Below are 23,565 nucleotides of genomic sequence, written 5' to 3'. Positions count from 1 at the left end.
GACCTTGAAATCAATAACAAACAGCCATATAATGAATCGTATTTCCGGAAAACGGGTATTAAAATAAACACATACAACGATTTTAGGATGTTTAATCAGGGAGATGAGAACGATTGATATGTCCGGACTTCAGTTCTTTTGGCTACTGCTTAATGTGATATTTATTGATCTTCTGCTCGCAGGGGATAATGCGATTGTAATTGGACTTGCCGCCAGAAAGCTGCCTCTTGCAACGCAAAAAAAAGCGATTCTGTACGGCACCGGTGGTGCCCTGCTTATTCGCATAGCAGCCACCATTGTGGTACTCTGGCTGCTTCAAGTACCGTGGTTGTTACTCATCGGGGGGATTATGTTAGTCTGGATTGCGTATAAGTTGCTCGTAGACCAGGAGGACCATACCGAAGTCAAAGCGGGAACAACATTATGGGGTGCTATCCGCACGATTGTTGTAGCCGATGCGGCTATGGGTCTGGACAATGTGATTGCTGTTGCTGGCGCTGCCCAGCAGCATTTGCTACTTGTAGTGCTGGGCCTGTTAATCAGCGTGCCAATCGTGGTATGGGGAAGCACTCTTTTTATCAAACTGATCAATAAATTCCCCTGGATTATCTATTTGGGATCGGCTGTACTTGGTTATACGGCCTCTAATATGATTACTGAAGAACGTAAGCTGGAACCTTACTTTACCGAGCACCCTGCGCTGCGTATCTTGTTTATTGCTACAGTTATGGCTGGTATTTTGCTCACGGGATATCTTCAAAATCGCAAAACAGTATCCAGTCGAGAAAAAGCGGTTTAAAATGATTCAAAAACTGTTTTAACTAAAATCAAAAAAGGCAGACCCCATAATAACAGTGGGTCTGCCTTTTTGTTTAAAACCAATCTTCCTGTATAACTTCCTCATTACGCCCCTCTATAGCTCCGCCTGCCTCCAGGACAAGCGTTTCCGTTGCAGCCACAGCCTGTTCAATCAAGGCATTTAAATCCCGAATAGAGGCTTCAATCTTTTGAACAACCCACAAATTTGGATTGGTCGTTGGGGATTTAGGAACAAACAATGTGCAGCAATCCTCATATGGAAGGATGGATAAATCGTAGGTGCCAATTTGCTTAGCGATTTCCGTGATCTCCTGCTTATCCATCATGACGAGAGGTCGCAGCAATGGTAATTCTGTCGAACGGCCAATCACATTCATGCTGGATAACGTTTGACTAGCAACTTGACCCAGACTGTCACCCGTCACGAGTGCCAGCGCTCCTTCACGCTCAGCCAGCATCGTTGCAATTCGCAGCATAGACCGTCTCATTAGCGTTATAATCAGATTGTCCTGTCCAGTGCGCGTAAAGGCCGTCTGCACCTCTGTAAACGGTACAAGGTGGATTTTGATCCGCCCTGCATAGCCTGCTAATACCCTTGCCAATTCAATGACCTTTTCTTTCGCACGCTCACTTGTAAACGGATAGCTATAAAAATGTACACATTCAATTTCCAGTCCCCTACGCATGGAAGACCATCCTGCTACCGGGCTGTCGATTCCACCAGACAGCAGCAGCATAGCTTTACCGTTCGTTCCTAACGGAAAGCCCCCTACAGCCATAATAACATCGCTGAATATATAGGCCGCCTGCTCTCTGACTTCCACACGCAACTCAATATCTGGTTGATGCACATCGACCCTCAACGCTTGAAACTCTCGCAAAATAGGAGAACCAATTAAATGGTTCATCTCTTGTGAGGAATGAGCAAACTCCTTCCACACTCTGCGGGCATTTACCTTGAAAGTCGTTCCCTCGGCCACATTCAGCTCACGCATCAAAGCTACAGCGGTCTCAATTATAGCACCCAGCTCGACAGGAGCCATTTTGACAGGACTTATTGTCGTGATGCCAAACACTTTTTGTAACACTTGAATGATCTGTTCATAAGGCTCTCCTCCGAGTACCACATAAATCCGTCCAAATTCCTTCCGCAAAGAAGCGCCGGGAAACGGCTTGAGCAGCAGCTTCACGTGATTCAGTACTGCCTTTTCAAAACGAGTTCGATTCTTCCCTTTTAATGTAAATTCACCGAAGCGAAGTAACAGCATATCATAGTGCATTTTAACGTTTCCACCTTTCAAGGGATTCCAGCTTGGCTACAGCCTGTTGCAGTGCAAGTATAAGCTCGTCAATATCCTGTTCCGTATGCTCGTCACCGAAGCTGATACGAATGCCGCCAGATGCTTCTGCCTCATTGCGGCCCATCGCCTGCAGCACCCGGCTGGGCTCGGCCAACTTCGAAGAACAAGCCGATTTGGTGGATACGGCCACACCTAGTTGCTCCAGCGTATGCAGCAGCACCTCGGCCTTCATACCCGGATACGAAAAGTGGACAATATGCGGTGCTTCCTCCCCGCTGTTTAGCCGCAGTTGAGGGATTGTCTGCACTTCTGCGACCACCCGTTCTCTCCACTCGGTCATACGTCGTGCTGTTTCTGCTTGTCGTTCGCCCGCTAGTCGTACCGCTTTGGACATACCAACAAGCAGTGGCACATTTTCCGTACCTGCACGAAAACCCTGCTCCTGAGAGCCGCCACTATGCAGTGGGAAAACCTCTACACCTTCCCGAACGAATAGTAGTCCAGCACCTTTAGGTCCACGCAGCTTATGCGCAGAGAGGCTGTACAGATCAGCCTGCCAGCCCCGGATATCAACCGGCAGCTTTCCAAACCCTTGTACACCGTCAATATGAAATAGAATACGGGGGAACTGTTTCTTCAGCGCAGCTCCGATATGATGCACCGGTTGCACCCTTCCCGTCTCATTATTGACATGCATAATACTGACTAAAATCGTATCTTTACGGACAGCGGCACAAACCTGTTCGGCGCTCACATGCCCTTCTGCATCGACAGGTAAAAATGTAACCTCAAAACCCAGATTTGTCAGTTGTCTGCAAGCTTCATACACAGACGGGTGTTCTGTCGATACAGTAACAATATGCTTGCCTCTGGTCTGATACTGCAAAGCTACTCCCTTAATAGCAAGATTGTTGCTTTCCGTTGCCCCAGATGTGAAGACAATCTCTGATGGATACACTCCCAAAGCCGCAGCACATACTTCGCGCGAACGCTTAAGCAACTTATCCGCATCCTCTCCATACCGATGCATCGAAGATGGATTGCCATAGTGGCGTCTCATGATCTCGGCAACGGTTGTAATCACCTCTTCAAAAGGCGGAGTTGTCGCGGCATAATCAAAATATTTCATTAAACTCCCCTTTCTACCCTACAACTGCTGCAACAAAAAAAGACCAAAATAGGGAAAGGTCGCTACATTATAGCGACACCCTTTCCCCATATTGACCCTGTTCTGCGGACCTAATCTAAATTGAAATTACGCACTTTTTTCGTTATAAGCTATAGGGCTTAGATCGTATATTTTTCACGTGCATTTTGAATCTTGTTAATATATCTTTGCGTTTCCAGCGGAAGCTTATCCAGTACAGACATTAACTGTTCATCACTACTTACACCAAGCCGCTGCACCCGTCCGGGACCTGCATTATATGCAGCCAGCGCCATATTTTCTTGTCCGTTAAAACGTTTAATCTGATAAGACAAATAACGAACTCCAGCATCAATATTTTGTCCAGGATCATACGGGTCACTGACTCCCAGACCTTGAGCCGTAGCATCCATAAGTTGCATAAGCCCTTTGGCCCCGGCCGAAGAAGTGACCGACGGATTGAATGAAGATTCCGTATCAATAACTGCTTTAATCAACGCTACTGGAACGCCGTATTTCTGACTAGCCTCGTTAATCAAATCATCATATGCCGTAGGTGTTGTAGGTCCGTCTGTTGCTGTGCTGGAAGGAGCGGGATACAATGACGAAGCCGTTCCCCTCGAAGGTCCCAATTGAAGCCAAAGCAAACCATTTTCGTCTCTGGTAACATCACTTGAATTTTCTCGAGTCACAGCACCATCTGTTTCCAACTGACCTACTTGTTCCAGTAATCCGGAAAAAGCGTCCGTTGTCCCCGTCTGGGTTGTAGCACTCATATTATTTAACAGCTGCATGTCTAACATGGACTTGGACACGCGCGGATCAATTTGCATGTGGTGTTCCCAACTTTCTATAGTTGTTATATCCCAAATAGCTTGTCGTTACTGCTATGATACAACTTTTTACTATGTACTTCCATACCTTTTAATGAAAAAAAGCTCCGTTTCTGTCGAAAAGACAGCGGAGCTTTATAGATCAGCTTAAATGTAATTATATCACTAAGATGATTTTTCTCGGATATACAAAAGAAAACTGTACTTTTTCCTCCAGCAAGGTCAGCGAACGAACGGGATAAAAGCAAAATAACTCAATGTCGCCAGCGCCCCAAGACCAATCGACCAAATGCCGGTCGTTTTGCTGCCATTCACATAAGCAAAAAAGCCTAAAACTGCAGCAATAGGCCCCAGAACAATGGACCACATAAACAATGAGGCAATTCCCGCAGCCAGACCAACATAGCCAGAAATACGACCACTATTGTTTATAACTTGCTCTTCACCCTTGACCTCATGTCGAGTCGCAACTGAGCCGGGAGCAACCTCTGCTGCATATTCCTCACGATCATTACGGCGCTTGGCAGATCGTTCATGAATGTGACGGGGGTAATCTACACGTTTGCGGCTAACATGCTCTTCATTCTGATGCTTGTCGTTTTCATGATCTTCCATAATAAACTGCACCTCCAAATGCAAAATGAATCGCGTAATAAAATTTACACGGACTTCGGTTTAAAAGTGTGGCAACAGGTTGCGGCTGACGTGTCGGCCTTATCACGTTCTTCTGAACTGAAGCTTTCCCCCGCATATTCTTCTTTAAATTTCTTTCCGGCATGACCATCAACTTCAATCATGATCAAATCTGCCTTGCACAAGTTGTTTTCTCCCCAATAATGACAATTGGCTACGCTACACTTAACGATTGGCTTGGCCTCTTGGCTCATGATCATCACCTCGGATTCATTGTCCCCCCGCTATCCCGCACCTATGCGTTTATGGTATATGGCAGTTGGTGACATACGAAAAAAGCCGCTTCCTTCACCTCCTCCAAAATGGCAGGAAGCAAGTAGAAAACGGCTTGCTTGTCTTGTTTTAGTTTTTGATTAGAAATGATCTTCCCCGTTGAATGCTTTATGCATGAGTACGGCGAGTCTGCATCCGGCGCTGAGTCAAATAGTCACTTTCATAATAAGTCAGATCATCACGCAATTCTTCAAAATTTTTCGTAATGTCCATGATCACTTCGCGAGCGGCTGGCACTGGCGTTTTACGGAAGCGGATAGCATCTTGCCCCGTATACGCATAACGTCCGTCCTCTGCGTAAGATTCATTTTTGGGATAAAAAAAGCTGTTCACGCAGTCATGGTAAACGTTATACAATGCCTTTTCCGCAAAATCGACGTCAAAATTGGCACGGCGTAAAGCCACACCCAACTTTTCATAAGATACTTCGGAAAAAACAAGGACATGACGGAGATCCGACAAAAAGCCTTTGTAAAAGAGCACGGACTCCTCATTGCCATCTGCAGCCAGTTGCGGCAGAGCATGCTCATTGAGGAATGTTTCCACCCGTTTCACGGCAGTTTTCAGTCTCTCCTGCGCCGACTCACATAATTTTTGTACGTTGACTGCTGACATCAAGGCAGCTCCCCCTTATTTGTTGCTTGTTCATCAATTTGGTTACCCGAAAATAGTCCCTTCTAACCGAAAGAGCTGTAATTTTCAGTATTTATCCTACCACAAATAAGCATTGAAAGGTATAAAAACATGCCAACCTCCTCACGCTAAACCATAAATTTATGAATTCTCAAGGAGGACGGTCTCATGTCTCGGCGAAAATGGTTAAAACCCCTGCTAGGAGCAGCTGCCGGGGTGCTTCTCATCACACTGATGCTGCCTTCCCGTGATCACCGCCATACACCGCAGCCCGAATATACGGCCAAGATGGTGCCACAGCAAGAGAAGCAACTCAAAAAAGGAATGTTGGCTTTGGACCTGTCCGCTACGGATACCCTCACACGCATGGATGCAAGGCAGGATATTCAATACGTGATGCGGGAACTTGATGGTAAAACTGCTGATCAGAAAAGGCAGTTTACCCGCACGCTACAGCAATCGCACAGTCATCTTCATACGTTACAGTGGATTCACACAAGCGACGGGAATACGAACACCTATACGGGCAGCAAAGCACAAACTCGTCTGCTCAGTCATCCTCAAATTAAAAGCAGCTTGGCTGCGGCTCGCCGTTCCGTCATGCAAAATAAATCCTACGAATCTGCTGCATTTCAGGCTGAAGGCGGTAAATATTTTGTCATGGCAGAACCATCGGCTGACGGAACATGCGGCGTTGCTGCTCTGGTCAGTCAGCAAGTATTACGTGACGTGGAGAAGCATCAGCGGAAGAATTTGCGTTTGATTCCCTATCCAAAAGAAGGCAGTTACAAAATCGAATCCGTACATCCCGACACATTGCACGATATTACTGTCAAGACGGGCCACGACAACGAAAATGCAAGCCATTATTTCGAAAACGAAATTGTCGTTCGCTTCCGTCATAATCCTGATTCACGACAACTGCAGGAAATTGCAGCAGATTTACACTGTGCGCCAGGCCGCAAGCTTGGTTATACCTATGTATTTCATTCGGATAAGATGAACTTTAAGGAGCTAAAGCAATATTTTTCAAGAAAGTGGAACCCGCTTTATACGGAACCTCACTATATGTATCTAACCAATGAGAACACACCTATCAAAGCGGACAGCTCTATTCCCAATGATTTACTCTTTTCCCGCTATCAATGGAATCTGCCGGCAACTGAAACCAACCGAGGTTGGAAATTAAGCAAAGGTAGCAAGGACGTAATTGTCGCTGTCGTAGATACGGGAGTAGATTTGGATCACCCCGACCTAAAAGGTCAAATCCTTTCAGGTCGTAACGTGGTAAACCCGTCTGAAAAGCCTTATGATGACGTCGGTCACGGAACGCACGTCGCCGGCATCATTTCTGCCCTCGTGAATAATGGTGAGGGGGTCGCTGGCATGACATGGTACAACAAAGTCATGCCGATCAAGGTACTTGACCAATCCGGCTCCGGCACGACTTACTCGGTTGCAGAAGGTATTATCTGGGCAGCTGATCACGGTGCCAAGGTTATCAATTTGAGTCTGGGCAATTACGCACAAGCTGAATTTTTGCATGATGCGATCAAATACGCCTATGATAAAGATGTCGTATTAATCGCAGCCACAGGCAATGACAATACGGAACGACCTGGCTATCCAGCAGCGTATCCTGAAGTGTTTGCCGTTTCCGCTACAGATTCTTCTATGCACCGTGCATCCTTTTCTAACTATGGAGATTATGTAGACGTCATGGCTCCAGGTGCAAGTATTGCCAGTACGTACCCAGGGAATCAATATGCTGCACTGTCGGGCACTTCAATGGCCAGTCCCCATGTATCAGCACTTGCTGCCCTGATTCGATCCGTTAACCCCGATCTGACCAACAAAGAGGTTATGGATTTAATGAGAAGCAGCGTAATTGACTTGGGCACACCAGGGCATGACAAATATTTCGGATATGGTCAAATTGACGTGTATAAAGCGTTGAAAGCAGCACAACGTCCATATGTTCCTTTGCAATTCTATCCACAGCATTTAAGTGACAAGTTAAAATCTATTTTAAAGAAACTGGAAACGTAAGATTCCTTATTGGAAAAAAGCAGCCATGTTGCTCCATGGCTGCTTTTTTGGGCTTTATTAACGCTTGGAACTGCTGCGAACAGGACGCTTGCTATGACTGCGAGTATGACAGCAAGGTTCTCCAGGATCCTTTATACTCACCGGAAATACGTGATGTGGTACAGGTACAATGTGCGTCTGATTAACAATTTCAATTGGATGAACCACAGGCACGACTTGTGGGAAAAATTGATGATTTACAAATTGGATCGGCGGGCACACGATCGGGTCGTAAGGGCAATGACTCATAATGTGCAACTCCTTTCGGTGAATTAGTACAGCATATTAAGAAGGCATGTGCTGTGCTTGGATGTTTACCCCCTAATACAAATATCCCTTATAAAATAGGCTTCCGTTCAACAATGACCGAATGATCAAGCAGTTCGCCCAACAAACGGCACAGTTTGTGAAGACCTGTTATAAGTGTTTCCTTGTCCACATACGAAAAAGAAATACGGATATGATTACTGTCCATACCACCTGCATAGCACACTGCACCAGGTAAAAAGGAAACGCCTTCTCGGTCAGCCAGCCGCTCCAATTCTGGAATATCAACATTAGGAGGAAGCTTAATCCACACATTTAAGCCGCCTTCGGGAGCATACCAGCTAACCTCTGGCGGAGCATAGCGCTGGAGCGTATACAATGCGACTGTCAACCGATCCCGCATTTGTTCCCGCAACCAGACAAGATGTCGATCAAGACGGTTCCTGATAAAGGGCAATAGCGCTTTTTGCGTTAATAGAGGGCTCCCCAAATCCGTAGTAGACTTGGCAGCCACCAAACGATCCATTACACTGCCAGTGGCCGCTACACAAGCTATACGGCAGCCGGGAGCAACGGTTTTGCTAAAGCTTTTGATATATATCACATGTCCGGATTGATCATGTGCCTTGATAGAGAGTGGCGGCTTTGTTTTATAGTAGAGGTCAGAAAATGGATCATCCTCAACAATGAGGCAATGATAACTTTGAGCTAGATCCAATAATTGTGTGCGTCTGGCCGTCGTTAAAGTTACTCCGGTAGGATTATGAAAGGTGGGTATCGTGTAGATCAGTTTTGGGGGATGAGTATCACAAAGACGCGTGAGGATATCGATCCGCATGCCCTGCTCATCCATCGGAATCATAATTACTTTGGCACCACGACTGGTAAATACATCAATGGCCCCCGTATATGTAGGAGCCTCCATGTAGACAACATCTCCAGAACCAACAAAAGTACGTGCCACCAGGTCAATGCCCTGTTGGGCACCACTGGTCACGAGCAGCTGTTCTGCAACAGTGCATAGGCCACGTTCGTTCAGGTGATCTACAAACACTTCCCTCAGCGCTAAATCACCTTCAAAAGTACCGTATGCTGCCATTGCATCAGGATTTCCAGAGGATAGACGTTGAGTATCAGCGATGATTTCGCGTGTAGGAAGAAGCTCCGGTTGAATTGCTGCTATATGAAAAGAATAGGGAACCTGTCTGCTATGGTTAAAGTTTCTCCATAACTGTGCGCGTGGCAAATAATCGATCAGCGACATTTGCCATGACAAATCCTGCGCTCCCTCACGTTGAACAGCTACCGAAGGCTCTGCTACATAGCAACCTTTTCCCTGTGTACAGGTAACCAGATTAATAGACTCCAGCTCAGCATATGCCTTGCTTACAGTTACGGGACTTACCGCAAGCAAACTGGACAAATGACGGACAGAGGGAAGCTTTGTGCCCTGAGGCAACAGTCCAGACTGGATGCGATCTGCTAATGTTTTGGCAATCTGTAAATATAATTTAACACTGCTATTGCGGCTGAGATCAATATGCATCGGAACCGTCCCCTCCAAAAATCAACTGTTACATTTAGACGTTTACTGTTATACTTCATTATCGATATAATACAACAAATTTCATAGTACAGTATAGAACACAGGAGATGATTGGATTGGAACACAAATTTTCGGGTATGGCTCGTACTCAGGGCTCGTCCATGGTAAGGGACATTTTAAAGCTGACACAGGGAACAGATGTGTTATCTCTGGCAGGCGGCCTTCCTGCCGATGCCTTTTTCCCCATCGAAGCTGTTGCTAAAGCCTATGAGCAGGTATTTCGCCTCGGCGGTACTACCGCTCTTCAATACGGCCTAACCGAGGGCTACATTCCTCTACGGGAACGTCTTGCAGCAATCATGTCATCCCAAGGCATCTCCGTCACCAGAGATAACATCATCATGACGACGGGCTCACAGCAGACCATTGATCTGGTTTCGCGTGTATTGCTCGATCCGCAGGATACTGTATTGGTGGAGTCCCCTACTTATTTGGCAGCTCTTCAGGTATTTAATTCCTATGGTGCCAACATTGTAAGTGTAGATACAGACTCTAACGGTATGCGATTAGAAGATCTTGAAGCCAAGATCAAAAAACATCAGCCTAAATTCGTGTATGTCATCCCAACCTTCTCCAACCCGGCAGGAAGTGTTTGGAGTATGGAACGAAGAACAGGCGTTGTTGAAATATGCCGTAAATACGGCACTTTGATTTTTGAAGATGATCCTTACGGACGTCTTAAATTTGACGAAAACCTTAACTTTCCATCCCTTTTCTCAATCGATCAACAGCTAGGTGGAGACGGTCATGTGATGTACACTTCTACATTCTCCAAAACCGTCGCTCCTGGTGTTCGATCTGGTTGGCTGGTAGCTAATCAAGCGATTGTCGTTAAAGTCGCCAATGCCAAACAATCTGCCGATCTGCACTCCAGCAGTATTGATCAACGTGCTTTGAATGAGTTATTGGACTTTTTTGACTTGGACGGACATATTCGTACTGTGTCTGCTGAGTACCATACTCGTATGCTACGTCTCACGTCGCTGATGAAAGAACGCCAATGGGAAGGAATCACCTGGAATGATGCACTTGGCGGTATGTTTATGTGGGTTACTTTACCCGAGGGATTCCGTTCTGATCGGTTGCTGCAACTCGCAATTCAGGAAGGAGTGGCATTTGTGCCTGGACAAGTCTTCTATGCTGACCTAAGTGGCAGCAACCATATGCGAATCAACTTCACGCATACGGATCCTTCCTTGCTTCCAAAAGCAGTTGACCGATTGGATCGGGCACTGAAGATGTACACAGAGGAAAGTGTTGTAAACAGCGTGCGATGATGGAGTTGGCAGGACACGTACGTGAGGCCGCTTCACGAATCATTTGATTTTACGATCGCTGTTCCCTCTGATTCGTTTGGAATTTGAATAGCATGTTGGAATCTGGGACAAAGATGTACGCCTCGCCTCCGTAGATTCAAATGCGTTTGCTACGCTGACTACGTGCCTCATTCTCGAACGGTTTTACGGTAGAGAAGTAAAAATTAGGATGAAAGCCCACAGTAATTATGCTGGGGGCTTCATTCTAAGAATGCACTATATCTGCGTAAGTACGGTATGTTAAAAAGGGTGTGCCATCATTCCCACAGGAATATGACACACCCTTTTTAATTCAATAAATACATTTGGATTAAAGGCTTTCATGCAAACAGGTCATTTACAAAAGTTAAATTCATACTTTTTAAGGTGTTGCAGTGGGGAAAGTTTTCCGTAAGCCGGGTTCTGTGCTATTCGTGGTACAGACGGGAACTACCCTCCCACTACAAGCGACAATCATCTATCTAGGCCGAACATTGCTATCCAGCTCCAGCGACCAACCTAGACACGCCTCGGGCTAAGGCTGCTTCGCGAAGAAGCTGTGTCCCATTAGGTCTTGCTCCAGATGGGGTTTACCAGGAACGAAGTCACCAGCGTTCCTCGGGGTCTCTTACACCTCGGTTCCATCCTTGCCTGTGCCGCAAGCGGCCATCGGCGGTCCATTTCTGTGGCACTATCCTTCAACTCGCGCTGACTGGACGTTATCCAGCATCCTGCCCTATGGAGCCCGGACTTTCCTCTCGCGGCTTACGCCACCAGCGATTGTCTGTCAAACTTTCCGAACAACATTACATAGTATACAGGGAACGCGCGCATGATACAACCCTGAAAATATTGTAAAACGTATAGATCTCTGTTTACTTGCCCAAATAAAACGGATGTACCTTTCTCTGCAATGAATCATCCGCCACATAATAAGCAGACCTTCCCACGTATAGCGGGATAGAAAGCTTACTAAAATCAGGAACGTCCTCATCTAGGAACAGTTCATCATCTCGGTAGGTCTGCTGTATTTCACCGACGATCCAATCATGATCTCCATAGGTATGAATATCCACGACTTTACACTCATAAGCAAGATAAGCCTCCAGCAATATAGGCACATTGACTGAAATTCCATCCTCATATGCAATGCCAAACTGCTGAAACTTATCTACATCTTTACCACTAAAGGTACCTACAGCCTGAATCCATTCCGATCTGTGCGCAGGCAGAAACTGAATACCAAAGCCTCCGCTTTTCTCGATCAGTCCGTGAGAATATGTTTCCTTCCTCAGTGAAATGCCATACATGCCCGGTGATGATCCGATATAGGTATGCCAGCCTGAGGCCATTACATTATTTTCCCCCTCATAGCGGGAAGTAACAACAGCGACCATGCCTGGATAGGCATGAATTGCAGAATCAGCTATCAGCGTCCGCATAGAACCTCTCCCTACGAAAAAAATAATAGAGCATCTTCATTTTCTCATAGATGTTGAGATTTTACAAAAATTGAAAAGGTTCGGTTTCTACCTGAGATACATGTACTTCCGTTGAATAACGACCTTCTACCAAGCGTTTGCGCATCCATTCTGCGGTTTTAGGCTTCATAATCTTTTCAGCATTATGTCCAGGGTCAATAATAGCAATCCCCGCCATCAGGGCATCGTGAGCCGTGTGATAGTCAATATCCCCTGTGACCAATACATCAGCACCTTTGAAAAGCGACTTATTCACATAGCGGCTGCCTGAGCCCCCAAGCACGGCTGCCTTTTTGATCATACGGTCCAAGTCGCCCACCACACGTACATGCTCCACGTTGAGGCCATTTTTCACAACATCGACAAACTCCCGTAGCGTGCGAGTTTCCTTAAGCTTGCCCACCCGTCCCAAACCAAAGGAACGGCCCTGCAAATCCATGTGATACAGGTCATAAGCCACCTCTTCATAAGGATGAGCCTTCAGCATCGCTTGAACAACTTTATTGCGTACACCCTGCGGTACAATGGTCTCAATACGAACCTCTTCACTACGTTCCATTTTACCCTGCTCACCCAAAAACGGCTGTGTGCCTTCACCCGGCACAAAAGTTCCATAGCCGTCAATGTTAAAGCTGCAATGGCTGTAGTTGCCGATATGTCCAGCTCCCGCCCCCAGTATGGCATCCAGTACCCGTTGATGATGTGTTTTGGGTACGAAAACAACAAGCTTGAATAATTGCTCGGTGTGAACATCCTCAAGCGTACCTTCACTTTGAATACCCAGTGCTTCTGCCATCCAGTCATTCATGCCGTCCTCAGCTGTATCCAGATTCGTATGACTGATGTAGACAGCAATATCATTCTTGATCAGTTTTTCATACAATCTACCCGCAGGCTGATCTGTGTTCAAAGCTTTAAGTGGGCGGAATATAATCGCATGATGCGCAATAATGAGGTCAGCTTTTATGCGGAGTGCCTCTTCGACAACCTCATCATTAACATCTAGGGCTACTAATATGCTTTTGATTTCCTTTTGCAGACTACCCAGCTGAAGCCCGATTCTATCGTCCGGAACTGCCAAGTATTTCGGAGCCAGCTGCTCCATATAGCTAATTACTGTCTGTCCTTTGGCAAACATGCAAGTACCTCCTCTAGCTGTTCAATTTGCTTGCGCAATTGCTCCCGCTTATGCTGTGCGGATTCCTGATCTGATCGTGCCACTTGTGCCAGCACATCCTCAAGCTTGCGAATCTCCAATTTCCATTTATAAAAAAAGATTTCATTCGGTGCTTTGACCAATAGTGGTCCGAGTTGCATCAACAAATCCGGTGTCAGTACCAGCGAACTATCGGGAATTTTCCATGGTTGATACAGCGCATCCTGTTTCAGTGGGCTTACCGAATCAGGTACTGCCGTCAGAATCTCATATATTTTCCCGTCTTCTTCCATAATATGTTCACTTGTTAGTACCCATTGATGTTCGATGAGCCAACGGCGTAAGATATCCTCTCCTACGTTAGGCTGTAGAACAAGTTGTTTCACTGAAACAAGCTTGTCTTTCCCTTGCTCTAAAATGGTAGCGATCAAGGCACCACCCATCCCGGCTATCGTAATAACATCAACTTCATCGACCTTAATTACAGCCAAGCCATCTCCCTTTCTAACCGCAATGCGATCCGTGAGACCTGCTTCGGCCACCTGCTTTTGAGCCGCACGCAACGGTCCATCATTGACTTCACCCGCCACAGCTTGCGGTACTCTGCCACTACGCACTGCGGCCACGGGGAGTAGTCCATGATCCGAGCCAATATCCGCAAGTCTGCTCCCGGCAGGTATTTGTTCCATAATATATTGTAATCGTTGAGAAAGTTTCATAACGTCACCCACGTAATCCATTTTTTTCGAGTCCAAAATAAAATTCCAACAACAAATGCCAACTTCAGTATGCTGTAAAACACCACATCTCCCGCCGCTTGATGGCGCAGGATAAACGTGTCTGCTTCAGCCATGAATGCTAGTGTCATGCCTATAGCGAAATAAACCAAAGCGAGACGCGGAAAGCGGCGATGTACCCACCAGCTTAACCAGATCAACAATACTGCGTGCAAAATCCAAAATGCCTCAAGCATCACTAAAGTTGCTGTAGGCCAGTAGCGGCCTATAAGGATCGCGTACACTAAAAGTAGCCCAGCAATGCCACAGTAATGAAGCAAGCTGATCCGCAAAGTTAATCCCACAAGACACCATACCACACCGCATAGGCCTACGAGCAAAAGAAACCAAACCTTAGCTTCACCTTGATGGAGCTGAATGATCCATACACCCGAACCCAACATAATCGCACTGCCAAAAGTGCTCAACATCGCGCTCATACTCTTTTCAGAAGACCGCCAAAATGCGGCCACTCCATAGCAAATCGTAGTAACTGCACTCGCCGAGAATATTTGCATTGCCAACGGAAAAGCGGTAAAATAAAAACCGATCAAACAAATGCAGGAAATAATGACAAAACCAAGAAGCCAGGCGATCCCATGCCCGTGTCTAAGATATGTAAGCAGCCCGGTGTTGTTACGGTTCTGGCTCTGCGACGGATCTTCTTCCTCCCGATACAGGTTAGACAAAAAATCGCAATATTGCTCAGGGAGCAGCCGACTTCGCCGCCAATGCTCAATTTCATGTAACAGTATTGCCCGCTTTTTCTCCTGGTCCAAGCTTCTTCCCCTCCACCAAGACTGCCATGAGATAAAAAAAGACCTCCTGCGCGCTTCAAGCCGCAGAAGGTCCGCAATGTAACGCTTCTATTCGAGGAAATCCTTCAGTCGCTTACTGCGGCTTGGATGGCGCAACTTACGTAGCGCTTTGGCCTCAATCTGACGAATACGTTCACGTGTAACACCGAACACTTTACCCACCTCTTCAAGGGTTCTGGTTCTTCCGTCGTCCAAACCAAAGCGGAGACGCAAAACATTCTCTTCCCGTTCGGTTAACGTATCCAGTACATCCTCGAGCTGTTCCTTCAGAAGTTCATAGGCAGCCGCATCTGCAGGCGCCAACGCTTCTTGATCCTCAATGAAATCCCCCAGATGTGAGTCATCCTCTTCACCAATTGGTGTTTCCAATGAAACCGGTTCTTGGGCAATTTTCATAATTTCCCGTACTTTTTCCACGCTCAGCTCCATTTCGGCAGCCACTTCCTCGGGCGTAGGTTCGCGCCCCAGCTCTTGCAACAGTTGACGCGATACGCGAATCAGCTTGTTGATCGTTTCCACCATATGCACCGGAATACGAATCGTTCTCGCCTGATCGGCTATCGCGCGCGTAATGGCCTGACGAATCCACCAGGTTGCATAGGTACTGAATTTAAAGCCTTTTTCGTAATCAAATTTTTCTACTGCCTTAATCAAACCCATATTACCTTCCTGAATCAGATCCAGGAAAAGCATTCCGCGACCAACATAACGTTTGGCAATACTTACAACCAGACGCAAGTTCGCTTCTGCCAACCGGCGCTTAGCTTCTTCATCGCCGTTATTGATCCGTTTGGCAAGCTCCACCTCATCATCAGCAGAAAGCAACGGTACACGACCGATTTCTTTCAAGTACATCCGGACTGGGTCATTAATTTTAATACCGGGAGGCAGGCTCAGATCGTCATCGAAATTAAAATCATCCCCATCATTGTTTTCCGGGTCGTCATTTTGACGCAATCTGGTAACTTCTTCGTCGTTGTCATTCACAACCTCAATCCCCAAGTCACCCAGCTGCTCATAAAACTCATCCATTTGCTCGGGGTCCTGATCAAACGGCGATAGTTTTTCCATGATATCTTTGTAGTTCAGAGAAGAACTTTTTTTACCCAACTCAATCAGTTGATCTTTAACCTGATCTAGTGTTAGTTCCGTCTCCAGTTCAGTATGCTGATCATTCGCCATCTTTCGACTCCCTCCTCCCTAGAAACATCCGACCTCTGTGTGTTCATTGTCTCTCTAGGGCTATAATCTCACTTGCAATTTGTGCTGCGCGCAAAAAGTCACCTAAGCGCTCAGCGGCTCTCATTTCTTCCCTCTTCAAATCCAGTTGCTCCTGCAATGGAAATTTTCGCACTTGATGAATATAATCATCCAAAATGTGCGGTGCCCATACGCCTGGAGCATCCATCATCATGATCGAACTTACGTTCTTCTCCAGTCGGTCGTCTTGCAAAGATGAAATAAAACGGCTTGTATCCGGTAACTTCCCTTGCGCGTAATAGGCATATAGATAAGCAGCAATTGCTGCATGATCCTCAATATTAAAGGCGTCGCCCAGATGCTTTTCTACATACTCTGCAGCTTCTAAATCCTGCATCATCCAGTGAAGCAGTCTGCGTTCAGCCACATGGTAAGCCGGCAACAGATTAGGTGTGGAGACCTGCCCTTTTTTATGCCTACCATTATTCCACCCATTTTCGTTATTATCCCCAAAGTTCTGTTTTTTTTGCAGGGATTGACGCAGTAAATTGCATTCTTGCTTCAAGGTTTCAAAATCCACCTTGACTTCGGCTGACACTTCGCGCAGATACACTTCCCGCTCGGTCGGGGATGACAGAGGTGCAATGACATTTAATGCTTCGCGGGAATACGCGATTCTTCCTTCTTCCTCTTGCAGTATATGGTTTTTTTTCAGATATATAAGCTTAAATTTCACCGTTGAAACAGCACTTTCGATAATTTGGCGCTGGAATCGTTCGCCGCCGTATTGCCGGATAAAATCATCCGGGTCCATACCGTCACTGACCAGCGCTACTTTCACGTGAAGCCCCGCATTTTCCAACAGCGGAAAATTTTTAAGCGCAGCAGCTTGTCCTGCCCGGTCACCATCATAACAAATAATGACCTCGTCGCACAGTCCTTTTAACATCGTAGCATGGTGCTCTGTTAGAGCAGTGCCCATGGCGGCCACCCCATTTTGTACGCCAGCTTCCCATGCCGAGATGACATCACCGTAGCCTTCAAAAAGAACACTTTGGCGAAGCTTGCGAATTGAGGTTTTAGCATGATGGAGATTGTACAGCGTTCGGCTCTTATTGAATAGCTTGGTCTCCGGTGAATTCAAATACTTCGGCTGTCCCTCACCAAGTATACGGCCTGCAAAGGCAATAACTTTTCCGTTGCGATTCCAAATGGGAAACATGATACGATCTCTGAATCGATCCACATATCCATCACCCTCATGCCGGGGAGAAATAAGCCCTCCCTTTTCCATCTCCACGGGATCAAAAGAACGCTTATCCAGAAACTGAACGATCGTATCCCATCGGTTGGGTGCATAGCCAATTTGAAATTGATCAATGATCTTGTCACTGAATCCTCGTGAGCGCAAGTATTCCATAGCTGGTTTGCCGTGCTCCGTATTTTTAAGCAAAAAATGGTACATCTTAGAAGTTAACTCATACGCTTGCAACAGCCTGTCCAACTCAGGATGCTGATGCGATGAATCACGTCCCTGCCATTCGCCGAGCGGGATATGACTTTCTTCTGCCATTGTCCTGACAGCTTCGGGAAAGGATAGTCCTTCGATTTCCATCATAAACTTGATGGCATTGCCTCCCGCGCCGCAGCCGTAGCAGTAAAAAATCTGACGATCCGGTGTCACGGTGAATGAAGGGGTTTTTTCGGAATGAAAAGGACAGAGGCCTTTCATATATTTCCCCTGCTTGGTCAAATGCACGTACTTGCTTACCGTATCTACAATATCATGATGTTGTAAAACTGACTCAATGATATCGTCCGGTATGTTACCTTGTCCGGCACTCATATTAACCACCTTCATCTCTTTAGCACGTAAATATAATTCGATACCGTTACTCATTCTCCTGCAAGCGAAGTAAAAGTTTTGTCAGTTTATGTTGAAAAACTTCACGATCCTCTAATGAAAACGGTTTAGGACCTTTTCCATAACGTCCTTTTTTCCGTTCTTTGGCAGAAGTATGACGTCGGTCAAGCATGAAATCTATCGAATCGTTTCGATACATAGCTCCGCGAAAAGACATCACTTCACAACCTTTTGCCAAGGCAAGTGCAGCAAGACCATAATCATTGGTGGTTACAATATCTCCGCGGCGGATATGATTGGCAATATAGAGATCGGCACTTTGGTCGCTTCGGTCTACTTTAACGACGCTTACACCTTTGCTGCCCTGAATGAGATGATCATATGAAGATACCATAATAACCTCAATATGAAAACGGGAAGCTATCTCCGCAATTTCACTTTTAACAGGACAAGCGTCCCCGTCAACAACGATCCTCACACCCAGTAAAGTTCCGGTTCCCCCCATAAGCATCCCCCATCCGCATTCGAGTAAAATACGGAACGGCTGCAAGATTACTCTTACACCGTTCCGTATATTTATACCCATTTTTTCAAGTTGTTCATACTACCACAACTGACGTTTAAACTACAAGCTTGGAAAAATCGGCAAAACGCTTCAGTTCTGAGTCAATAACAGCCAGCAATGCCAAACGATTATTACGAACAGCGTCATCCTCAGCCATAACCATAACGGAATCAAAGAACGCCGTTACCGCAGGGGTAATGGATGAAGCTAGCGCTAACGCCCGTGTCGCATCACCTTCCTTTAAAGCTACGCTGTAAGATTCATAAGCGCTATACCATGCTTCGTAAAGCGTTTTTTCGCCTTGTTCCGTAAACTCACCCGTATTAACTGACTTATGCACTGCTTTAGCAGCCAGATTACCTACACGATTAAAGGATTCAACTGTTGCTTTGAATACCTCACCTGTTTGTATGGCAGTCATTAACGCAGCTCCGCGGTTAACAACAGAAGCAACATCGTCATATCCAGCTGCAAGCACAGCATCCACAACGTCATAACGAAGTGTCTCAGACAATAGTTTCTTCACGCGTAATCCAAAAAACTCATGTAATTCTTTACGTATTTCATCCGCGGAACGTTTCATATTTCCAAGGTTGCCGTGCACATCGAGTGCGATATTGAACACATCAGACAACGTAGCTGAAAGCTTACGATCCAACAAAATCTGCACAATACCTGCTGCCTGGCGACGAAGCGCGTAAGGGTCCTGTGAACCTGTTGGAATAATACCGATGGAGAAGCAGCCTGTAATAGTATCTATCTTGTCTGCGATACTTACAATCGCTCCAGCATTCGTTGAAGGAACCGTTTCTCCTGCATAACGCGGCTGGTAATGCTCAAACACCGCTCTTGCCACTTCTTCCTTCTCTCCAGCCTTACGAGCATAATCCTCACCCATCACACCTTGCAGTTCCGGGAACTCATATACCATTTGTGTTACCAGGTCAAATTTACAAATATCCGCTGCTCGACTAACCGATTCCTGTGTATCTGGAGAAACGCGAAGCTTCTCTGCCAGAGCATCAGCAATACGGCGGATCCGGCGCACTTTGTCTCCAACCGTTCCCAGCTCTTCGTGGAAGACGATACTTTCCAGTTTGGAGAGTGCATCCTTAATTTCCAGCTTCTGATCTTCTTCATAAAAGAATTTGGCATCAGACAGCCGCGCACGCAATACTTTTTCATTCCCTTTAGCAATGACTTCCAGCGATTGACTTCCTCCGTTACGTACCGTAACAAAATATGGCAGTAGCTCTCCTGTGCGATCCAGCACTGGGAAATAGCGTTGATGTTCACGCATGGAAGTAATGAGTACATCCTTCGGAATGTTCAGGAACGCAGGATCAAAACCTCCGAACAGTACTGTTGGGGTTTCCACCAAATACAGCACTTCTTCCAGCAAATCATCTTTTACCGCAATCGTCCAATCTTTTTCGGCAGCCAGCGCTTCAATCTGCTTCACGATAAGCGATTGACGTTCCTCAATGTCCACAATGACATGCTGCTTGCGAAGCACTTCAACATAGTCGGCTGGACTTTCTACTACGGCATCCTGTCCCAGGAAACGATGCCCTCTTGTCACATTTCCTGACTGCACGCCGGCAATCTCCAAATTAACAATATCGTTACCAAACAAGGCAATCAACCAGCGGATCGGACGAACAAATTTAAAGTCATAACTCGCCCAGCGCATAAATTTTGGGAATGTCATGGCATGTAAAATGTGCAATAAACCTTCGGACAGTACATCCGCCGTTGGAACACCTATGCTGCTCTTAGTTGCGTAAATATATTCCACGCCTCCAAGCTCCTTGAACGTGAACTGTTCAGGATCAACACCTTGGCTGCGAGCAAAGCCCAGTGCAGCCTTGCTCCAGTTACCAGCTTCGTCTAGTGCGATTTTGCGGGAAGGACCTTTAACCTCTTCGTTAATATCTTCTTGCTTCTCCGCTACTTCCTTCACAAGTACCGCCAAACGGCGAGGTGTAGCATAAGCCTCTACAGCACCATAAGCAATACGCGAGCTGTCAAGCCACGCCGTCATACGCTGCTTCAACTGCTGAATCGCATTCGGGATAAAACGTGCAGGGACTTCTTCCAATCCGATCTCAAACAATAAATCCTTAGACATTTGCCGCACCTCCTTTCTTCAACAGCGGGAAGCCCAGCTTCTCGCGCTCCTCCAGATAGGTCGCAGCCACCTGACGCGCCAAATTACGCACTCGTATAATAAACCCAGTCCGTTCCGTCACACTGATCGCTCCGCGAGCGTCCAGCAAGTTGAACGCATGAGAACATTTCAGCACATAATCATAGGCTGGAAATACAAGATGCTGCGCCATCGCTTTATTTGCCTCTTCTTCGTACATATTGAAAAGAGTAAAGAGCATTTTGACGTCAGATACTTCGAACGTATACTTGGAATGCTCAAATTCAGGCTGGTGGAAGACATCACCGTACGTGATTCCGTTGACCCACTCCAAATCGAACACATTCTCCTTGTCCTGGATGTAGGAAGCAAGACGCTCCATACCGTACGTGATTTCTACGGCAACCGGACTGGCATCAATACCGCCCACTTGCTGGAAATAGGTAAACTGGGTAATTTCCATACCGTCCAGCCATACTTCCCAACCTAAGCCCCACGCTCCCAACGTCGGTGCTTCCCAGTTGTCTTCAACGAAACGAATATCATGCTCCAGAGGGTTAATGCCTAAACGGCTCAAACTCTCCAAATACAATTCCTGAATGTTATCCGGCGAAGGCTTCAAAACTACTTGGAACTGATGATGCTGATACAGGCGATTTGGGTTCTCACCATAACGTCCGTCTGACGGACGACGAGAAGGCTCAACATAAGCTACATTCCACGGCTCAGGTCCGATCGAACGTAAATACGTCATCGGGTTCATCGTGCCTGCCCCTTTTTCCGTGTCATACGGCTGTACAATAATACAGTTGTGTTCAGCCCAAAATTGTTGCAGCGTTAAAATCATCTGCTGAAAATTCATTGGTACACGCTCCCTTTCCAATTCCCTCAAATGTTGGTGATTTCTTCTCATTTAAGCTCGTATGTACAGGGCTATTTTATCTCAAGAGCCTTGTTAGAGACAGCAAAAAGCCCCCGCCTCTACGCCTGTACAGACGTAGGGACGAGAGCTGACTCCCGCGGTTCCACCCTACTTGATTGCGATCCTATATCACCAATCAGATCGTAATCCTCTTTTCCGTGTCCAATCAGACGCTCCCGAGTGCCTTGTTCACGAAGAATTCCCGCTGGGCTTACACCGTCCCCAACTCGCTAATAACAGAGAATACATCCCGCTACTTTCTCGTTCAATGCATCTGCTCCCGAAGGAGATATATAGTAGGATATTACACGGTTTCAGCAATACAGTCAAGAGAATAGGGCGTTTCACATATCGTACTTGTCGAGCTGATCCAAAAAATTGCGGGATTTTAGCTTGACCTCCAACTGCATATCCATGAACTGACGCATGACATGTTTGATCTCCAGCTTAGTGGAGTCCTTCACGTCAATGTTGCCGAGCCGATTCAAATCCATTCTGGCGAACAAGCGCAGCAACTTCAGTGTACGTGGAGTCACGCTTAATGCAGCTGGATCAAAATGCTTGTAGCTCCGACACAAAACTCCGCCCAGCCTCGGACTGACGAACATATCCTCATCAGCACATTGTTGACCACTTGAAATACATGCATCAAGCTGAGGAGCATATCCGGCCGCCTGCAATATTTTAAATTCATAAATACTCATGACGATCAGCGGATCTTTGCCACTCTCGAGCGCCTCCAAACATGCTTTTAGCTGCTTAAACCAGAACGCACCTGTTTCCTCATCCTGTAACACCCGATCGAGTAATTCACAAGCATAAGAAGCGTAAGCAGCCTTAGTAATATCCTCGCGTAATGTATGGTGGGATTGGATGATTTCACCGGCATTCAACGTGCCTAAGCCTGTATTTCGAAAAAAAACGAATTCACCGTACGTAAACGGCTGCGTTAAAGCAGCGTGACGGCTTTTGGACTTTTTTGCACCTCTGACCAGCACGCCTGCTTTACCTCCGCTTTCGGTGCAAAGCGTAATAATTTTGTTCCCCTCACCGTAATCCATGCTGCGGATGACGATTCCTTCCACCCTGTAAAGCATGCCTCTTCCCCCAAACATTCGCGAAGAAGCCAGTGGCTTGTACTATTCACGGGCTTCTTCATGCTCGTCCGACTCTCCTTCATCCGTATCTTGCTCCCTTGTCATGGCGCTCTCCCGGTATAACAGATACGCACCGACATCTCCAGTCATCGCAAAATACTTCCACGAAAAATCTCGCAATCGTATTCATCCTCTCTTCGGAAATGACGTTTGCATCTCAAAATTAGGATGATGCGAAGAGAAGGCAAGTATGCGATGAAATAAATGGATTGCGTTAAAAAAGGCTGCTGTATGTAGAATGGAATACGCTTCGCAAATGATTTGATCTTACGATCGCTGTTACCCCCGAATTTATTTGAATGTAAAACATACAAAGGGTTAAATTCGGGGGTAAAGGCGAACGCTATCGCTTCTTCAGATTCAAATCCTTCGCTCCGCTACATCGTGCATACAAGGCCTTTTTTAAAGCACACCTATTTCATCGCTGGAAGAAAAGGATAAAAAGAGCAAGAAGTTAAGCGCCGCACATACGCGGCGCTTTAAATGATCAGGAGACTATTACTATCTCAGCCAAGAGATCGG

The 23,565-nt window shown here is 46.3% G+C and carries 22 protein-coding genes and 1 other RNA gene; 3 read left to right on the top strand and 20 right to left on the bottom strand.

The genetic code is table 11. The features are described 5' to 3' along the window. The first annotated feature begins 103 nt into the window (after positions 1 to 103). Complete coding sequence (locus ACEN8J_RS06025; RefSeq protein ID WP_165149080.1) at positions 104 to 799, top strand: TerC family protein; 696 nt, start codon at positions 104 to 106, stop codon at positions 797 to 799. A 73-nt stretch (positions 800 to 872) separates the two neighbouring features. On the opposite strand, the gene thiI is transcribed toward ACEN8J_RS06025, so the two are convergent. The 6 genes from thiI to ACEN8J_RS05995 form a co-directional block, all read right to left on the bottom strand. After that, positions 873 to 2,099, bottom strand: coding sequence for a tRNA uracil 4-sulfurtransferase ThiI (gene thiI / locus ACEN8J_RS06020; RefSeq protein ID WP_069010273.1), 1,227 nt, complete (start codon positions 2,097 to 2,099; stop codon positions 873 to 875). A gap of 1 nt (position 2,100) precedes the next feature. Continuing rightward, positions 2,101 to 3,249 carry a cysteine desulfurase family protein gene (locus ACEN8J_RS06015; protein ID WP_495594342.1) on the bottom strand — a complete coding sequence of 383 codons (1,149 nt, stop codon included), beginning with the start codon at positions 3,247 to 3,249 and terminating at the stop codon, positions 2,101 to 2,103. 158 nt (positions 3,250 to 3,407) lie between these two features. After that, positions 3,408 to 4,100 (bottom strand): lytic transglycosylase domain-containing protein, encoded by a 693-nt coding sequence (locus tag ACEN8J_RS06010; RefSeq protein ID WP_318627858.1) that lies wholly within the window; start codon positions 4,098 to 4,100, stop codon positions 3,408 to 3,410. 222 nt (positions 4,101 to 4,322) lie between these two features. After that, a complete protein-coding gene (locus ACEN8J_RS06005) occupies positions 4,323 to 4,715 on the bottom strand; it encodes a hypothetical protein (RefSeq protein ID WP_322251723.1) in 393 nt (130 codons plus the stop codon). A gap of 44 nt (positions 4,716 to 4,759) precedes the next feature. After that, the gene (locus tag ACEN8J_RS06000) at positions 4,760 to 4,987 is read right to left on the bottom strand and encodes a DUF1540 domain-containing protein (RefSeq protein WP_029517777.1); all 228 of its coding nucleotides are present in this window, start codon (positions 4,985 to 4,987) and stop codon (positions 4,760 to 4,762) included. Between the two features lie 187 nt (positions 4,988 to 5,174). Beyond that, the gene (locus ACEN8J_RS05995) at positions 5,175 to 5,681 is read right to left on the bottom strand and encodes a YpuI family protein (protein WP_029517778.1); all 507 of its coding nucleotides are present in this window, start codon (positions 5,679 to 5,681) and stop codon (positions 5,175 to 5,177) included. A gap of 186 nt (positions 5,682 to 5,867) precedes the next feature. Here ACEN8J_RS05995 and ACEN8J_RS05990 point away from each other — a divergent pair, with 186 nt between their 5' ends. After that, a complete protein-coding gene (locus ACEN8J_RS05990; RefSeq protein ID WP_495594341.1) occupies positions 5,868 to 7,748 on the top strand; it encodes a S8 family peptidase in 1,881 nt (626 codons plus the stop codon). Between the two features lie 57 nt (positions 7,749 to 7,805). Here the strand turns inward: ACEN8J_RS05990 and ACEN8J_RS05985 are convergent, their stop codons facing one another. Both ACEN8J_RS05985 and pdxR read right to left on the bottom strand, forming a co-directional pair. After that, positions 7,806 to 8,036 carry a hypothetical protein gene (locus ACEN8J_RS05985; RefSeq protein WP_080658632.1) on the bottom strand — a complete coding sequence of 77 codons (231 nt, stop codon included), beginning with the start codon at positions 8,034 to 8,036 and terminating at the stop codon, positions 7,806 to 7,808. 88 nt (positions 8,037 to 8,124) lie between these two features. Further along, positions 8,125 to 9,600, bottom strand: a complete 1,476-nt coding sequence (pdxR, locus tag ACEN8J_RS05980) for a MocR-like pyridoxine biosynthesis transcription factor PdxR (RefSeq protein ID WP_029517780.1) — start codon at positions 9,598 to 9,600, stop codon at positions 8,125 to 8,127. A gap of 116 nt (positions 9,601 to 9,716) precedes the next feature. Here pdxR and ACEN8J_RS05975 point away from each other — a divergent pair, with 116 nt between their 5' ends. Next, positions 9,717 to 10,937, top strand: a complete 1,221-nt coding sequence (locus ACEN8J_RS05975; protein WP_029517781.1) for an aminotransferase-like domain-containing protein — start codon at positions 9,717 to 9,719, stop codon at positions 10,935 to 10,937. Between the two features lie 415 nt (positions 10,938 to 11,352). Here the strand turns inward: ACEN8J_RS05975 and rnpB are convergent. From rnpB to ACEN8J_RS05915, 12 genes are all read right to left on the bottom strand, one after another. Continuing rightward, an RNA gene (rnpB, locus tag ACEN8J_RS05970) (RNase P RNA component class A) lies at positions 11,353 to 11,751 on the bottom strand. A gap of 79 nt (positions 11,752 to 11,830) precedes the next feature. Next, complete coding sequence (locus ACEN8J_RS05965) at positions 11,831 to 12,397, bottom strand: flavin reductase family protein (protein ID WP_029517782.1); 567 nt, start codon at positions 12,395 to 12,397, stop codon at positions 11,831 to 11,833. Between the two features lie 61 nt (positions 12,398 to 12,458). Further along, a complete protein-coding gene (locus tag ACEN8J_RS05960) occupies positions 12,459 to 13,574 on the bottom strand; it encodes a Nif3-like dinuclear metal center hexameric protein (protein WP_165149059.1) in 1,116 nt (371 codons plus the stop codon). After that, positions 13,550 to 14,311 (bottom strand): tRNA (adenine(22)-N(1))-methyltransferase, encoded by a 762-nt coding sequence (locus tag ACEN8J_RS05955; protein WP_029517784.1) that lies wholly within the window; start codon positions 14,309 to 14,311, stop codon positions 13,550 to 13,552. The genes ACEN8J_RS05960 and ACEN8J_RS05955 overlap by 25 nt, the downstream gene beginning before the upstream one ends. Next, on the bottom strand, positions 14,308 to 15,147 hold the full coding sequence (locus ACEN8J_RS05950) for a hypothetical protein (protein ID WP_495594340.1): 840 nt from the start codon (positions 15,145 to 15,147) through the stop codon (positions 14,308 to 14,310). The genes ACEN8J_RS05955 and ACEN8J_RS05950 overlap by 4 nt, the downstream gene beginning before the upstream one ends. A gap of 87 nt (positions 15,148 to 15,234) precedes the next feature. Next, positions 15,235 to 16,368 carry an RNA polymerase sigma factor RpoD gene (rpoD, locus tag ACEN8J_RS05945; RefSeq protein ID WP_007431230.1) on the bottom strand — a complete coding sequence of 378 codons (1,134 nt, stop codon included), beginning with the start codon at positions 16,366 to 16,368 and terminating at the stop codon, positions 15,235 to 15,237. Between the two features lie 43 nt (positions 16,369 to 16,411). Next, the gene (gene dnaG, locus ACEN8J_RS05940; protein ID WP_029517786.1) at positions 16,412 to 18,286 is read right to left on the bottom strand and encodes a DNA primase; all 1,875 of its coding nucleotides are present in this window, start codon (positions 18,284 to 18,286) and stop codon (positions 16,412 to 16,414) included. Further along, entirely contained in the window at positions 18,279 to 18,755 is a 477-nt protein-coding gene (locus ACEN8J_RS05935; RefSeq protein ID WP_029517787.1) for a YaiI/YqxD family protein, read from the bottom strand. Before ACEN8J_RS05935 ends, dnaG begins: the two co-directional genes overlap by 8 nt. Before the next feature lie 115 nt (positions 18,756 to 18,870). Next, positions 18,871 to 20,946 (bottom strand): glycine--tRNA ligase subunit beta, encoded by a 2,076-nt coding sequence (gene glyS, locus ACEN8J_RS05930; protein ID WP_495594339.1) that lies wholly within the window; start codon positions 20,944 to 20,946, stop codon positions 18,871 to 18,873. Then, on the bottom strand, positions 20,939 to 21,826 hold the full coding sequence (gene glyQ / locus ACEN8J_RS05925) for a glycine--tRNA ligase subunit alpha (RefSeq protein WP_023989480.1): 888 nt from the start codon (positions 21,824 to 21,826) through the stop codon (positions 20,939 to 20,941). The genes glyS and glyQ overlap by 8 nt, the downstream gene beginning before the upstream one ends. Positions 21,827 to 22,230: 404 nt before the next feature. Continuing rightward, positions 22,231 to 22,983, bottom strand: coding sequence for a DNA repair protein RecO (gene recO / locus ACEN8J_RS05920; protein WP_013311133.1), 753 nt, complete (start codon positions 22,981 to 22,983; stop codon positions 22,231 to 22,233). A 42-nt stretch (positions 22,984 to 23,025) separates the two neighbouring features. Further along, complete coding sequence (locus ACEN8J_RS05915) at positions 23,026 to 23,163, bottom strand: YqzL family protein (protein WP_080658633.1); 138 nt, start codon at positions 23,161 to 23,163, stop codon at positions 23,026 to 23,028. Positions 23,164 to 23,565: the final 402 nt, after the last annotated feature.

This window comes from Paenibacillus sp. Paensp38, assembly GCF_059491915.1.
Note: the sequence above shows the minus strand (reverse complement) of the source record. Positions and strands in the feature narration are given on the sequence as shown.